Consider the following 14165-nt stretch of genomic DNA (forward strand, 5'->3'; position numbering starts at 1 on the left):
GGCATGGGGAGTACGCCGGGGATTTTTTTGCATCGCTTTGAAAAGATAAGGAAAAAGAAATGAGTGGAGCACGGCTTGGAATGAAGAGACTACCGCAGTTGATCGCGCTGATGTTCGGCACGCTGGCACTGCCGCATGTGCAGGCGGCGGACGACAACGACGCGCTGCAGACGGTGGAAGTGCGCGGCATCCGCGAGACGCTGAAGCGCAACCTGGCGGAGAAGCGCGATTCGCTGAATGTGGTGGACTCTGTCAGCGCGGAAGACCTGGGCAAGTTCCCGGACAAGAACGTGGCCGATTCCCTGCAGCGTGTTCCCGGCATTTCGGTCGACCGCACCTGGGGCGAGGGCCGCGATATCTTTGTGCGCGGCACCGACAAGAACCTGAACATGACGCAGCTGAACGGCCAGTCGGTGGCTTCCGCCTACTGGTGGAAGAACGATGCGCAAAGCCGCGGCTTCAACTACGACATCCTGCCGTCCGAGCTGGTGGGCAGCCTGGATGTGTACAAAAGCCCTTCGGCCGACCTGGACGAGGGCAGCATCGGCGGCCTGGTGATCGTCCGCACGCGCAAGCCGCTGCAGTTCAAGAAACCGTTCACCGCGCAGGTGTCGGCGGAAGCAACGTACAGCGACCTGCCGAAGAAGACCGACCCGCAGTTCTCAGGCATGGCGAACTGGATCAACGAAGCCAAGACCTTCGGCGTGCTGGTGGCGCTGAGTCGCCAGGAGCGCACCATGCGCCGCGATGGCCTGGAAAACTTCACCGACGCCACCAAGTACAACATCGTCGACCAGAACGGCGTGGTGACGCCGAATGTATATGCCTCCTGGGGCGGCGGCACGCCGATCTTCCGCCAGGACCGCGAACGCACCACCGGCAACATCACCTTGCAGTTGCGCCCGACCCCGCAATCCGACATATCGCTGAATTACATGAATTCCGATATGAGCATGGACAACAGCAACCAGAACTACCTGTGGCAGATCGGCGGCCTGGCCGATGCGCAGAACAACATCCGCATCGATAACCCGCGCTTCATTTCCAACTCGGATGGTGGCAAGTCGGTGGTGGGCGGCACCGTTGGCCCGGTGACCGGCGTATCCTTCGAGCCGATCTACCGCGAAGCCTATGTGAAGTCCAAGGTGCTGGACCTGGAAGGCACGTACGACGGCGACAACTGGCGGCTGCATGCGCAGGCCGGCACCACCTCCGGCGCCGGCGGCAGCGAGCATGACCGCAACTTCTGGTTCACCGGGAATACGCGCGCCACGATCAACATCGCGCCGGATACCTATGAGGTGAAATACCTCGATATGAGCCCGCTGGACGGCACAAAACTGACGCTGCAGGGTGCGCGCGACTGGATCCGCCGCATGGAGAGCAAGGAGAAGTATGCCCAGGCCGACCTGACGCTGGACCTGGACAACCCGTTCATCAAGTCGGTCCGTACCGGCCTGAAATTCCGCGACAACAAGGTGCAGAACCGCCGCACCATCGGCACCGTGGGTCCGGGCAGCCCGGGCTGGATCTCGTACACGCTGGCTGACCTGTCGACCGGCGCCTCCCCCCTGATCAGCCAGGAAGCCGCCACCGCCGGCTCGCTGACGCAGTTCGCGTGGGTCAACGACGCGCTGGCTTCGAGCAAGGGCTTCGCCATGTACGACAAGGGCATGGTCTACAAGGAGGCGAAGGGCGAGTATTACCGCATCAAGGAGAAAATCTCGGCTGGCTATGTGCGTGCCGACTTCGCCAGCGGCAAATGGCGCGGCGATTTTGGCGCGCGCCTGGTGCGCACCCAGCAGACGTCCGAGGCCTACCAGGACCTGGATGGCAAGGGCAACTACGTGCTGGGCAGCGTGAAGCGCAGCTACTCGGACGTGCTGCCGAACGTGAACGTGGTGTACGACTTCCGCAAGGACCTGCTGCTGCGCGCAGCCGCCTCGCGCGTCATGGCCCGCAACACCTTCAGCGACCTGAGTGCCAGCACGGAGGTGAGCGGCACCACCAACGCCGCGACTGCCGGCAATCCGCTGCTTAATCCTTACCACGCCAACCAGGTTGAAATCGGCGCTGAATGGTATTTTGCGGACGCGTCGCTGCTGTCGGCCACCGCTTTCGCCAAGAAGCTCGACACCTTCATCTACACCTCGACGGCGATGGAGAATGTGGCGGGCGTGCAGCGTCCGGTGACCCGTCCGCACAACGCCGACAATGGCGCCAAGGTGAACGGCATCGAGCTGCAGTGGCAGCAAGCCTTCGGCAGCACGGGCTTCGGCACGGTGGTCAACTTCACTTACACCGACGCCAAGGCCGGCGCGCTGGCCGGCGGCCGCCGCCTGAACGTGGTCGGCAACTCGAAGAACCAGCTGAATGCCAGCGTGTTCTACGAGAAGAACAGCTACAGCGTGCGCCTGTCGTACAACTACCGTTCCAAGTCCTACGGTGGCCTGAACCAGGGCGGCCAGGACGTGAACAGCGCTTACGGCCAGTGGGACGCCACCGCCAACTGGGATATCACCCCGCAGTACAGCATCTATGCCAGCGCCGTGAACCTGAACAATGAACTGATCCGCACCAACACCACGGACGGCTTGCCGGTCGGGGTGTACGAGAACGGCGCGCGTTACAGCGTCGGCCTGCGCGGCAAGTTCTGACCTGCCGCAACGCCTCCCTCCGGCCGGAGGGAGGCTTTCCCTTCTTCGCTTCTGGATTCACATGCAAAAAGAACAGACCTTCGAGATGGACGGAATGGCCGGCGCGCCACCCGTCGCGGGCGGCAGCGTAGTGGTTGCCATGACTTTCATTGGCCTGATGTTTTTCATCCTCGGCTGCGCGACCTGGTTGAATGGATCGCTGATCCCCTTCCTCAAAATTGCCTGTGAGCTCAACAACTTCCAGTCACTCTGGGTGACTTTTGCTTTCTACATCGCCTATACGCTGATGGCGCTGCCGTCCGCCGCCGTCTTGCGCCGCACCGGCTACCGCGCCGGCATGTCGATCGGCCTGGCCGTGATGGCGCTGGGCGCCTTGCTGTTCATCCCCGCCGCGCGCGCCACGTCTTACGCCATGTTCCTGCTGGCGCTGTTCACCCTGGCCAGCGGCATGACCTTGATGCAGACCGCGATCAATCCCTACATCGTGTGCATCGGCGCGCGTGACAGCGCGGCCATGCGCATCAGCATCATGGGCCTGTTCAACAAGACGGCGGGCGTGCTGGTGCCGCTGGCCTTCAGCGGCATGATGCTGTCGGACTTCGGCAATTACTCCGACGCGGCGCTGGCCGCCATGAGCGCTGCCGACGGCGCGCTGCTGCGCAGCCAGCTGGCGCAGCGCCTGGTGCTGCCTTACGGCCTGATGGCGGCCGGCCTGCTGGCCATGGCCGTGGTCGTACGCTTTTCGCCCTTGCGCGAAATCCCGGAGCAGCAGGCCGCGGAGGAGGCGGGCCCCTCGCGCTGGGGCGTGCTGCAGTTCCCGCAACTGGTGCTGGGGGCGCTGGCGCTGTTCGTCTATGTCGGCGTGGAGGTGATCGCGGGCGACACGATCGGCCTGTACGGGCATAGCCTGCACGTGGAGAACTTCGGCGTGCTCACTTCCTACACCATGGCTTTCATGGTGGCGGGCTATGTGGTCGGCATCGTGGCCATCCCGCGCTGGCTGTCGCAGAAACAGGCCTTGCTGCTGTCGGCAGTCTGCGGCATTGTCTTTTCGTTTGGCGTGATCCAGGGCTCGGCGACCGCCAGCGGCCTGTCGCAGGTCATGCTGGGCTGGGCCGGCGTGCCGGCGGTGCCGGACACCGTGATGTACCTGGCCATGCTGGGCTTCGCCAACGCCCTGGTGTGGCCGGCCATCTGGCCGCTGGCGCTGGAAGGCCTGGGGCGCTATACCGCCAGTGGCTCGGCGCTGCTGATCATGGGTATTGCCGGCGGCGCGCTGCTGCCCATGCTGTACGGGCATTTCTCGGACAACGTCGGTTCGCAGGCGGCGTACTGGCTGCTGCTGCCTTGCTATGCCCTGATCCTGTTCTATGCCGTAAAAGGACACAAAATGACGTCATGGAGATAGAATTGCCAGATCGTTATCTGCTGGAGTAGTAGGTGCCCAAGTTTTCCCGGCGTTTGCAGGTTGCGCGCCTGGCGTGCCTGCTTTCACTTCCTTTGCTGCTGTTGCCGACGCCGGGCCGGGCGGCGGGCGCGCCGTCCCTGCAGGTACTGCACTGGTGGACCTCGGCCGGTGAACGGCATGCCGCCAAAGTATTGGCGGCGCGGCTGGCCGACGAAGGCATCACCTGGCAGGATGCCGCCATTCCCGGCGGGGCAGGGCTGGGCGCCGGCAAGGTGCTGCGCAGCCGGGTGCTGGCGGGCGATGCACCGGACGCCACGCAGATCATCGGCGTTTCCATCGGCGAATGGGCCGAACTTGGCCTGCTGCTGGAGCTGGACGGCGTGGCCAACAGCGGCAACTGGAACAAGGCGCTGTTCCCCACTGTGCGCGAGCTGGTGCGCCATCGCGGCCACGTGGTGGCGGCGCCGCTCGGCATCCATCGCATCAACACCCTGTTCTACAACCGCAAGCTGTTTGCGCGCCTGAACCTGGCGCCGCCGACGACCTGGCCCGAGTTCGAGCAGGCCGCGCGGAAACTGCGTGCCGCAGGCGTGGCGCCCCTCGTGCAAAGCAGCGAGCCGTGGCAGGTTGCCACGTTGTTCGAGAACCTGCTGCTGGCAAGCGGCGGCCCGGATTACTACCGCGAGCTGTTCGTGCGTCAAAGCCCGCAAGCCGCCGCCGACGTGCGCCTGGCGCTGGCCTTGCAGCGCCTGCGCGCCGCCAAGGCGTGGATGCTCAACCCGGCCGAGGAGCAGCCGTGGACCGAGGCCGTGAAGCGCTTCGGGCGCGGCGAGGCGGCCATGTTCGTCATGGGCGATTGGGCCAAGGCCGAACTGGGCGAGCTTGGCTACGCGATCGACGCCGACTTCTCCTGCGTGCCGCTGCCCGGCACCGACAACTACCACCTGTACAGCGTTGACACGCTGGCCATGTTCGTCAATGACTACTCGCGCCAGGGCGCGCAGGAAAAGCTGGCGAAAGCCGTGATGTCGCCGCTGGCGCAGCAGCAGTACAGCGCGGCCAAGGGCTCGGTGCCGGTGCGGCGCGACGCCAGCCAGGCCGCGATGGACAGCTGCGCGCGATCCTCGTGGCGGGCTTTCGGGCGCGGCGCCGCAGCGCAGGCGCCCAGCCTGGTGCACCGCATGGCGGCGGATGAGGAAAGCCGCGACGCCATCATCGCCGAGATACACCGCTTTTACATGGACGACAGCATGGCGCCGGCGGAGACCCAGCGGCGCCTGGCCGGCCTGCTGCGGACCCTGAACACCCGATCACACAAACAAGGAAGCACCCATGGCGCGCAAGATCCTGATCGTCGATGATGACCAGAAAACCAGGCTGCTGCTGAAGGCCTACCTGGAGAAGAACCAGTACGAGGTAATCCTCTCGCATAATGGCGAGAGCTTCCTGGCCGAGCTGCAGGCGCATGCCGAGCAGCTGTCGCTGGTCATCCTGGACGTGATGCTGCCCGATACGGACGGCTTTGCGCTGTGCCGCATCGTGCGCAAGCGCTCCAACCTGCCGATCATCATGCTGACCGCCAGTTCCGACGAGACCGACCGCGTGGTCGGCCTGGAGCTGGGGGCGGACGACTATATCGCCAAGCCCTACAGCCCGCGCGAGCTGCTGGCGCGCATCAAGGCCATCCTGCGCCGCGCCGGCGCGGAAGCTGCGCCGGCCGTGCGCGCCTACCATTTCAACGGCTTCACGCTGGACCTGGCCGAGCGCACCGTGGTCGATAGCGCGGGCGTGCCGCTGGCGCTGACCGGGCTCGATTTCCAGCTGCTGAAGTACTTCGTCGAGCACCCGGGCATTGTGCTCGACCGCAGCCAGCTGTGCGAGGAAACGCGCGGCCGCGACGCCGGCCCGCTGGACCGTTCGCTGGACGTGCAGATCAGCCGCCTGCGCCTGCGCCTGAACGACGACGGCAAGCAGCCCATGCTGATCAAGACCGTGCGCGGCGCCGGCTACGTATTCTCCGCCACGGTGACGGTGACGCATGCGTAGGATCTGGCCGCAGTCGCTGCTGGCGCGGCTGTCGCTGGTGATGGTGGCGGGCCTGCTGCTGACGCAGGTGGCTGGCAGCGTGCTGTGGACCATGCAGCTGCGCGACAAGACCGAGGCCGACGTGAAGTCGGCGGCGCAGTACCTGGGGCAGGGCGCCGCCAGTTCGATCCGCTTCTTCCGCAGCCTGCCGCCCAGCTACCGCAGCCTGTTGATCCAGCAGTTCCGCGAGATGGGCGGCACGCGCTTCTACGTCGCGCTGAACCGCGGCGAAGTGGAAGTGCAGCAGATTGCGCCGCAGCCGCTGGCGCAGACGGCGCTGGCCGCGCTGGAAGCGACGCTGCGCACCGACCTGGCCGGCGAAAGCCGCCTGCGCCTGGCCTTCGCCTGGCCCGAACAGCTGGCCGTGTCGCCGGACGGCATCCGCGTCGGCGACCTGCCGGAGGCCTGGGTGCGCCATATCCTGCTGCTGAAGCCCGATCCGGCGCCGATCCTGGTGATCCAGACCGAGCTTGAGCCGGGCAACTGGCTCTACCTGGCCACGCTGATGCCCAACCCGTACTTCCTGAACAGTAACGACCCGCTGTCGCGCGACAAACTGGTGGTGCAGGGCGTGTCGCTGGCGGTCCTGCTGCTGCTCTCTTTCCTGATGGTGCGCTCGATCACGCGCCCATTGGCGGCGCTGTCGGAGGCGGCGGAGGCGTTCGGCAAGGATGACCAGGCGCCGGCGTTGCCAGCATCCGGCAGCCGCGAAATCGTCAGCACGGCGCGCGCCTTTGGCGCCATGCGCGAGCGCATCGCCAAGTACATCAAGGACCGCGAGCGCCTGTTCATCTCCATCTCGCACGACCTGCGCACGCCGATCACGCGCCTGAAGCTGCGCGCCGAACTGCTGGACGACGACGCGCTGCGCGAGGAGTTCGAGGAAGACCTGGACGAACTGGACATGATGGTGAAGGGCGCGCTGCAATGCGTGAAGGACAGCGACATCCACGAGAACCCGACGGAGGTGAAGCTGGACCCGCTGATCCGGCGCCTGGTGCGCAGCGCCCAGCTGGCGGGCCACAGCGTGGCCTACGAGGACAGCGGCGTGGCCGTGCGCGCCAAGCCGCTGGCGTTGAAGCGCGCCATCGGCAACCTGCTGGATAACGCCTTGTTCTACGGTGAACGCGCCGAGATCAGCGTGCGCGCGCTGCCGGGCTGGATCGAGATCGCGGTGCGCGACCACGGCCCCGGCGTGCCGGAGGAGGCGATTGCCAGCCTGCTGGAGCCGTATGTGCGCCTGTCCCATGGCCGCGCCCACAACGACGCGGGCCTGGGCTTGGGCCTGGGCATTGCCAACGGCATCGTGGAAGGACATGGCGGCCAGCTGCTGCTGGCCAACCATCCGGAAGGCGGCCTGAATGCCGTGATCCGGCTGCCGCTTTAAGCTTGCCGCCTAGCGCGAGCTCAGGTCGTCCGGATTGATGGCCCACAACCCCGGCAGATTGCGCCAGTAGCCGTAAGCGTCCATGCCGAAGCCGACCACGAAGCGGTTCGGGATGGTGATGCCGACCAGGTCGGCCTTCACCGGCTTCACCTTGCCGATATCCTTGTCGCAGAAGACGGCGATGATCACTTCCTTGGCGCCCATTTCCAGCAGGCGCTCCTTGACGTGGGCCAGGGTTTCGCCTTCGTCGAGGATATCGTCCAGCACGATGACGGTGCGGCCCGATACGGTCGGTCGCGGCACCACTTTCCACACTACTTTGCCGCCCTGGTCTTCGTCGCCGTAACGGCTGACGTGGATGTAGTCGAATTCGAGCGGGAAGGTCAGTTGCGGCAGGATGTTCCCGGTGAAGACCACGGCGCCGCCCATGACGCCCAGCACCAGCGGGAATTCCTGTCGGGATGAGTCGCCATAACGGTCGTTGAGTGCGGCGGCCATGCGGCTGACCGCAGCTTGCACCGTTTCCTTGTCGTAGAGTTCTTCCGCGTTTTCGAGCAGGGCGCGCGCGCGGTTGTGGTGAAAGTCTTGCATGATGTTTCTGCGGCAGGTCAAGAATGGCTTAATTATCCCGCCATTCCGCCGCCTGCCCTAGAAACAGTTGGATTTACACCACAGGCATCCTGATCTCAACTGTAATCGCGCACATCGTCGATGATCTTGCCGTCATTTGGCAAACTGCCGCGCGCCGTAAACTTCACTTCGCCGCGCAGTTTGGTGATGTCGCGGATGCTGGCGACGATGTCGGCGGCCTGCGATTCAATGGCGGGATCGTCGGTTTCGCAGTGCAGCGTCATGACTTCGTCGGCGATTTTTCCCGACACCACCAGGCGCGCCTTGCCCAGGCCCGGGTGGCGGCGCGTGATCTCGTGCACCTGCGACGGGTGGACGAACATGGCGCGCACCTTGGTGGTCTGGTCGGCGCGTCCCAGCCAGCCTTTGATGCGGGTGTTGGTGCGGCCGCAAGGCGAGGGGGCGGTGTCGGGCAGCACGGCCGACAGGTCGCCGGTGGCGAAGCGGATCAGCGGGTAGTCGGTATTGAACAGCGTGACCACCACTTCGCCCACTTCGCCCGGCGCCACCGGGTCGCCGGAACCGGGGCGCACGATCTCCAGCAGCACGTCCTCGTCCAGCACCATGCCGGGATTGAGCTTGCCGTTGCTGCGCGTTTCGTACGCCATGCTGCCCACGTCGGCCGAGGCGTAGGTTTGCAGCACTTCCGGCACGCCGTGGTCGGCGAACCACTGGCGCAGCGATTCGGGCAGGGCTTCGGCACCCATCAGCGCGCGTTTCACGCTGCTGATGTCGGCCCCCATCTCGGCCGCCTTCTCGATGATCAGCTTGAGGAAGGAGGGTGTGCCGATATAGGTGTCGGGCCGCAGTTCGGCCATGGCCTGCACCTGCAACTCGGTCTGGCCGGCGCCGGCCGGGATCACGGTGCAGCCGATGCGCTGGGCGCCGCCCTCCACCATGAAGGCGGCTGGGGTGAAGTGGTAGGAGAAGCAGTTCTGCACCAGGCCACCGGGCCGCACGCCGGCGGCGTACATCGGGCGCGAGAAGCGCCACCAGTCGGTGCCGCGGCCCTCCGGGTCGAAGATCGGGCCGGGTGACATGAAGATGCGTCCCAGCTTGCCGGCCGGGGTGCTGTTCAGGCCTCCGAAGGGGCGCTCCTGCGCCTGCAGCGTCTTCAGGTCGGACTTGCGCGTGACCGGCAGCTGCGCCAGGGCGGCGCGGCTGTTGATGCTGGCCGCGTCGATGCCGGCCAGGATGCGCGCCCATCCCGGGGCCGCCTGGGCCTGCGCCACCAGCAGCGGCAGGCGCTGCATCAGGTCGCGTTCGCGTTCGGCGTGCGGGCGCGTTTCAAGGCTGTCGAGGGTTTCGGCCATCATGCCGCTCCTTCAATCTCGCGTTGCAGTTTCTTGGTCAGTTTGGCGAACACCAGCTCGTGCGAGCGTTTGACCATGGCTTTGGCCTCCGCCTCCGGCAGCTTGGCCAGGTCTTCCACCAGCACCCATTTCATGCGCGCCAGGTAGGGCGCGGGGATGATGCCGGGGCGGTCGGTCAGCTCCAGGAAGCGGTCGTCGTCCACTTTGAGCGCGATGGCCTTGGCCTTCGCGTTGTCATCCATCACGGCGAACATCTTCATGCCGACCGAGAACACCAGGTTGTCGCCCCATTTGATGTCTTCGGTAACGCCCGGCAGGCTGCGGCAGAACTCTTTAGCTTTGTTCAGATTCATGGTTAGGCGAGCCAGCGTTTGCGGCGGCGGTAGAATTTCATGTCGCGGAAGCTCTTGCGTCCCGCGCCCGACATGCCAAGGTAGAACTCCTTGACGTCCTCGTTGTTGGCCAGCTCGCTGGCCGCGCCTTCCATCACCACGCGGCCGTTTTCGAGGATGTAGCCGAAGTCGGCGTAGCGCAGCGCCACATTGGTGTTCTGCTCGGCCAGCAGGAAGGACACGTTTTCCTTCGCGTTCAAGTCTTTGACGATGCCGAAGATCTCGTCCACGATCTGCGGCGCGATGCCCATGGAGGGCTCGTCCAGCAGGATCATGGAAGGCTTGGCCATCAGCGCGCGGCCGATGGCGCACATCTGCTGTTCGCCGCCGGAGGTGTAGCCGGCCTGGCTGTTGCGGCGCTCGCGCAGGCGCGGGAAGTAGTGGTACACCTTGTCCAGCGATTCTTTCAGCTCGCTGCGCGAAAGGCTGCGCGTATAAGCACCTGTCAGCAAATTCTCCTCGATCGTCAGGTGGCCGAAGCAATGGCGTCCCTCCATCACCTGCGACAGCCCGCGTTTGACCAGCTCATTGGGCGTAAGCTGGTCGATGCGCTCGCCCTTGAACTGCACCTCGCCCTTGGTCACGTCGCCGCGCTCGCCGCGCAGCAGGGTCGAGATGGTCTTCAGGGTGGTCGACTTGCCGGCGCCGTTGGCGCCCAGCAGGGCCACGATCTTGCCCTGTGGGACCTGCAGCGACACGCCCTTCAGCACCAGGATCACGTGGTCGTATATGACCTCGATGTTATTCACCGACAGGTAGCTCATTGGCTTCTCACTTCAGGCAGGCGGGGGTGATTTTCTTTTCGGCGGCGTACTTGCCCGACGATTCGTCCACCAGCTTGCGCAGCAGGACCTTATCGCCCACCACCCAGTTCGGGGTAATGGCCTTCCATGTTTTGCCGTCCCATTGCTGCACTTTCACGGCGCCCGACCCTTCATGGTCGTCGCAGGAGGTCTTCACGGTCGGGAACATATTGTGCACGCCGAGCACCTTCTGGCGCGCTTCGTCGATGTTCAGGTTTTCCAGGCCCCAGCGCAACTGCTCGCCGGTGACCGGCTTGCCTTTTCCGAACTTCTCCTGCGCCGTGCGCATGGCTTCCACGTACATCACGCCGGCGGTCAGGCCGCGCATGTGGTAGACCGAGCCGATGCGGGTCTGGTCGGCCAGGTTGCCTTTGCCGCCGGCATAGATCTTCTTGCGCAGCTCGTCCAGCAGCGGGTAGTTGCCCGGGGTGTTGAAGGTCATCGAGGTGTAGCCCTTGGCGGCGTCGCCCGATGGCACGGTATCTTCTTCCGAGCCGGCCCACCATACGCCCAGCATCTTGTCGCGCGGGAAGCCGTTGCGCTGCGCGGTCTTGATGGCGACGGAATTCATCACGCCCCAGCCCCACAGGATCACGTAGTCAGGCCTGGCCTGGCGGATCTGCAGCCATTGCGACTGCTGCTCGCTGCCCGGCGGCGCGACCGGGATCTTGATCAGTTCAAAGCCGTACTGGCCGGACATGGCTTCCAGCACCGGCAGCGGCTCCTTGCCGAAGGCGGAGTCGTGGTACAGGTGCACGATCTTCTTGCCTTTCAGCTTGTCCATCCCGCCGCTCTTGTCGCCCAGGTACTTGATCATGCCGGCGGCCTGGCTCCAGTAATTGGAGATCAGCGGGAAGACGTAGGGGAAGACCTTGCCGTTGGCGGCGTCCGAGCGGCCGTAGCCGAGGGTGGTCATCGGGATCTTGTCCTGCGGGATGCGGTCCAGGATGCCGTAGGCGATGCCGGTCGACAGTGGTTCGACCACGGTGGCGCCGCCGTTCTTGGTTTTCAAGCGCTCATAGCATTCCACGCCGCGCGAAGGGTTGTACTCGGTTTCGCATTCCTCCCAGCTGATCTTCACGCCGTTGACGCCGCCGTTGGCGTTGACCAGGTTGAAGTAGTCAATGATGCCGCCATAAAAGCCGGAGCCGCCCGCCGCGTAGGGGCCGACGCGGTAGGAGGGCAGGGCGACGAACTGGTCGCCTGGCTGCGCCCATGCGCTGCTGGCGGCGATGCTGCTTGCTACGGCAAGTCCAAGTACGAGCGATTTCATGTGATGTCTCCAGGTTTATAGTTGGTCCGCTTAATGTGGGAAGGGCCACAGGCGGAGTTTCTCTTTACCGATTTGCCACAAACGCGCCAGACCGTGGGGTTCCACGATCAGGAAGAAAATGATCAGGGCGCCGAACACCATCAGCTCCAGGTTGGAGGCGACGGTGGTGGGCAGGGCCAGGCCGTGCGCCAGGATGTTCAGGAATACCGGCAGCAGCACGATGAAGGCGGCGCCGAGGAAGGAGCCGAGCACGGAACCGACGCCGCCGATGATGATCATGAACAGGATGCGGAAGGACAGGTCCAGGTTGTAGGCTTCCGGCTCCACGGTGCCGAGGTAGGCGTAGGCGTACAGCGCGCCGGCCACGCCGCAGTAGAAGGAGCTCACCGCAAAGGCCAGCAGCTTGGTGCGCATCAGGCGGATGCCGATCACCTCGGCCGCCACGTCCATGTCGCGCACCGCCATCCAGGAGCGGCCCACATTGGAGCGGATCATGTTCTTCGCCAGCAGGGCCATGACCGCCACGATCGCCAGCACCAGCAGGTACTTGCGCGCCGGGGTGTCGAAGGCGTAGCCCAGGATCTCCATTTTCTGCGCCGTGATCACGCCGGAGGAGCTGTAATTCGTCAGCCAGCCGATCTTGGTCAGGCACCACACCACGAAGAACTGGGTGGCCAGCGTGGAGGCGGCCAGGTAGAAGCCGCGGATGCGCAGCGAGGGCAGGCCGAACGCCATGCCGACCATGGCGGCGCACAGTCCCCCCAGCACGAAGGCCAGCAGCAGCGGGATGCCGGGGATGCGCAGCACGAAGTTGTAGGCCGAGAAGGCGCCCACCGCCATGAAGGCGGCCGTGCCCAGCGACAGCTGGCCGGCATAGCCGGTCAGGATGTTCAGGCCCAGTGCCGCCAGCGAGAAAATCAGGAAGGGGATGAAGATGGCCGACAGCATATAGGGCGTGGCCGCCAGCGGCAGCACCAGCAGCGCGATGGCCAGCATGGTGAACAAGGCGATGCGGTCCTGGCGGATCGGCAGGATCTGGCCGTCCGCTTCGTAGCTGGTTTTGAATTGTCCTGCTTCGCGGTAGAACATCGCTCAGATCCTCCGGATGATTTTTTCGCCGAACAGCCCTTCCGGGCGGACCAGCAGGAACAGCAGGGCCAGCACGTAGGGGAACCAGCCTTCGATGCCGCCGCCCACGTGCGGGCCGATATAGACTTCGGCCAATTTTTCCGAAGCGCCGATGATCAGGCCGCCCACGATGGCGCCCGGCACGGAGGTGAAGCCGCCCAGGATCAGTACCGGCAGCGCTTTGAGCGCGATGAAGGTCAGCGCAAACTGCACGCCATTGCGCGCGCCCCACAGCAGGCCGGCCACCAGGGCCACCATGCCCGCCACCGCCCACAGGATGCCCCAGATGCGCTGCAGCGGGATGCCCACCGCCTGCGCCGCCTGGTGGTCGTCCGCCACCGCGCGCAGGGCGCGGCCGATCTTTGTCTTGGCGAACATCAGCGCCAGTGTCGCCACCATCACGCCGCAGATCGCGGCGGCAGTCAGGTCGAACTTGGAAATGACGATGTTGAACTTCTCCATCAGGTACTCGCTCGGCACGTCCTCGATCGGGATTTCCAGCTTATGCACCTGCGAGCCCCAGATCAGCTGCGCCAGCCCCTCGATGAAGAAGGCCAGGCCGATGGTGGCCATGAACAGCGTGATTTCAGGCTGGTTCACCAGGGGCCGCAGCACCACGCGCTCGATGGCCAGGCCAAGGATGACCATGGCCAGGATGGTGGCCGGAATCGCCAGCCAAAGCGAAAGGCCGAACTTTTCCATGAAGCCGACCGTGGTCAGAGCCGCGAAGAACACCATGGCGCCCTGGGCGAAGTTGAACACGCCGGACGCCTTGTAGATCAGCACAAAGCCGATCGCCACCAGCGCGTACATCACGCCCGACAGCAGGCCGCCGATCAGCACTTCGGCAAAGAAGGTCATATCCATCAGTGGGCCACTCCAAGGTAAGCGTCGATCACATCCTGGTTGGTGCGGACTTCGTCCGGCGTGCCGTCGCCGATCTTTTTGCCGTAGTCCAGCACCACCACGCGGTCCGAGATATCCATCACCACGCCCATATCGTGCTCGATCAGCACGATGGTGGTGCCGAACTGCTCGTTCACGTCGAGGATGAAGCGGCACATGTCCTGCTTCTCTTCCACGTTCATG

The 14165-nt window shown here is 64.8% G+C and carries 12 protein-coding genes and 1 pseudogene; 5 read left to right on the plus strand and 8 right to left on the minus strand.

Translation table 11 applies throughout. The features are described 5' to 3' along the window. The first annotated feature begins 80 nt into the window (after positions 1-80). The 5 genes from ACE3TQ_RS15360 to ACE3TQ_RS15380 all read left to right on the plus strand — a co-directional run bounded on the left by ACE3TQ_RS15360 (position 81) and on the right by ACE3TQ_RS15380 (position 7537). The gene (locus ACE3TQ_RS15360; protein ID WP_374583155.1) at positions 81-2657 is read left to right on the plus strand and encodes a TonB-dependent receptor; all 2577 of its coding nucleotides are present in this window, start codon (positions 81-83) and stop codon (positions 2655-2657) included. Between the two features lie 61 nt (positions 2658-2718). Then, positions 2719-4065 carry a sugar MFS transporter gene (locus ACE3TQ_RS15365; protein WP_374583156.1) on the plus strand — a complete coding sequence of 449 codons (1347 nt, stop codon included), beginning with the start codon at positions 2719-2721 and terminating at the stop codon, positions 4063-4065. A gap of 32 nt (positions 4066-4097) precedes the next feature. Next, complete coding sequence (locus ACE3TQ_RS15370) at positions 4098-5426, plus strand: ABC transporter substrate-binding protein (protein WP_374583157.1); 1329 nt, start codon at positions 4098-4100, stop codon at positions 5424-5426. Continuing rightward, a complete protein-coding gene (locus ACE3TQ_RS15375) occupies positions 5398-6111 on the plus strand; it encodes a response regulator (protein WP_374583158.1) in 714 nt (237 codons plus the stop codon). Before ACE3TQ_RS15370 ends, ACE3TQ_RS15375 begins: the two co-directional genes overlap by 29 nt. Next, a complete protein-coding gene (locus tag ACE3TQ_RS15380; protein WP_374583159.1) occupies positions 6104-7537 on the plus strand; it encodes an ATP-binding protein in 1434 nt (477 codons plus the stop codon). The genes ACE3TQ_RS15375 and ACE3TQ_RS15380 overlap by 8 nt, the downstream gene beginning before the upstream one ends. A gap of 9 nt (positions 7538-7546) precedes the next feature. Here the strand turns inward: ACE3TQ_RS15380 and ACE3TQ_RS15385 are convergent, their stop codons facing one another. From ACE3TQ_RS15385 to ACE3TQ_RS15420, 8 genes and pseudogenes are all read right to left on the minus strand, one after another. Then, positions 7547-8128 (minus strand): hypoxanthine-guanine phosphoribosyltransferase, encoded by a 582-nt coding sequence (locus ACE3TQ_RS15385; RefSeq protein ID WP_374583160.1) that lies wholly within the window; start codon positions 8126-8128, stop codon positions 7547-7549. 95 nt (positions 8129-8223) lie between these two features. After that, the gene (locus ACE3TQ_RS15390; RefSeq protein ID WP_374583165.1) at positions 8224-9480 is read right to left on the minus strand and encodes a phenylacetate--CoA ligase family protein; all 1257 of its coding nucleotides are present in this window, start codon (positions 9478-9480) and stop codon (positions 8224-8226) included. Further along, a complete protein-coding gene (locus ACE3TQ_RS15395) occupies positions 9480-9833 on the minus strand; it encodes an MmcQ/YjbR family DNA-binding protein (RefSeq protein WP_374583161.1) in 354 nt (117 codons plus the stop codon). The genes ACE3TQ_RS15390 and ACE3TQ_RS15395 overlap by 1 nt, the downstream gene beginning before the upstream one ends. 2 nt (positions 9834-9835) lie before the next feature. Further along, positions 9836-10636, minus strand: a complete 801-nt coding sequence (locus ACE3TQ_RS15400; RefSeq protein WP_374583162.1) for an ABC transporter ATP-binding protein — start codon at positions 10634-10636, stop codon at positions 9836-9838. A 7-nt stretch (positions 10637-10643) separates the two neighbouring features. Continuing rightward, positions 10644-11948, minus strand: coding sequence for an ABC transporter substrate-binding protein (locus ACE3TQ_RS15405; RefSeq protein WP_374583163.1), 1305 nt, complete (start codon positions 11946-11948; stop codon positions 10644-10646). 30 nt (positions 11949-11978) lie between these two features. Next, a complete protein-coding gene (locus ACE3TQ_RS15410) occupies positions 11979-13037 on the minus strand; it encodes a branched-chain amino acid ABC transporter permease (RefSeq protein WP_374583164.1) in 1059 nt (352 codons plus the stop codon). 3 nt (positions 13038-13040) lie between these two features. After that, positions 13041-13937: a branched-chain amino acid ABC transporter permease gene (locus ACE3TQ_RS15415; RefSeq protein WP_374583166.1), complete on the minus strand. Its 897-nt coding sequence runs from the start codon at positions 13935-13937 to the stop codon at positions 13041-13043. 5 nt (positions 13938-13942) lie between these two features. Then, a pseudogene (locus ACE3TQ_RS15420) lies at positions 13943-14165 on the minus strand (ABC transporter ATP-binding protein); the annotation flags it as partial.

Origin of the sequence: Pseudoduganella sp. (genome assembly GCF_041914865.1) — a bacterium.
Taxonomy (GTDB): Bacteria; Pseudomonadota; Gammaproteobacteria; order Burkholderiales; family Burkholderiaceae_D; genus Rugamonas.

What these genes read in the sequence shown, in the direction of transcription:
- ACE3TQ_RS15400 (WP_374583162.1), bottom strand. Translation starts at nt 10,636, where the DNA reads ATGAGCTACCTGTCGGTGAATAACATCGAGGTCATATACGACCACGTG.
- ACE3TQ_RS15415 (WP_374583166.1), bottom strand. Translation starts at nt 13,937, where the DNA reads ATGACCTTCTTTGCCGAAGTGCTGATCGGCGGCCTGCTGTCGGGCGTG.
- ACE3TQ_RS15405 (WP_374583163.1), bottom strand. Translation starts at nt 11,948, where the DNA reads ATGAAATCGCTCGTACTTGGACTTGCCGTAGCAAGCAGCATCGCCGCC.
- ACE3TQ_RS15380 (WP_374583159.1), top strand. Translation starts at nt 6,104, where the DNA reads ATGCGTAGGATCTGGCCGCAGTCGCTGCTGGCGCGGCTGTCGCTGGTG.
- ACE3TQ_RS15360 (WP_374583155.1), top strand. Translation starts at nt 81, where the DNA reads ATGAAGAGACTACCGCAGTTGATCGCGCTGATGTTCGGCACGCTGGCA.
- ACE3TQ_RS15375 (WP_374583158.1), top strand. Translation starts at nt 5,398, where the DNA reads ATGGCGCGCAAGATCCTGATCGTCGATGATGACCAGAAAACCAGGCTG.
- ACE3TQ_RS15385 (WP_374583160.1), bottom strand. Translation starts at nt 8,128, where the DNA reads ATGCAAGACTTTCACCACAACCGCGCGCGCGCCCTGCTCGAAAACGCG.
- ACE3TQ_RS15395 (WP_374583161.1), bottom strand. Translation starts at nt 9,833, where the DNA reads ATGAATCTGAACAAAGCTAAAGAGTTCTGCCGCAGCCTGCCGGGCGTT.
- ACE3TQ_RS15365 (WP_374583156.1), top strand. Translation starts at nt 2,719, where the DNA reads ATGCAAAAAGAACAGACCTTCGAGATGGACGGAATGGCCGGCGCGCCA.
- ACE3TQ_RS15390 (WP_374583165.1), bottom strand. Translation starts at nt 9,480, where the DNA reads ATGGCCGAAACCCTCGACAGCCTTGAAACGCGCCCGCACGCCGAACGC.
- ACE3TQ_RS15410 (WP_374583164.1), bottom strand. Translation starts at nt 13,037, where the DNA reads ATGTTCTACCGCGAAGCAGGACAATTCAAAACCAGCTACGAAGCGGAC.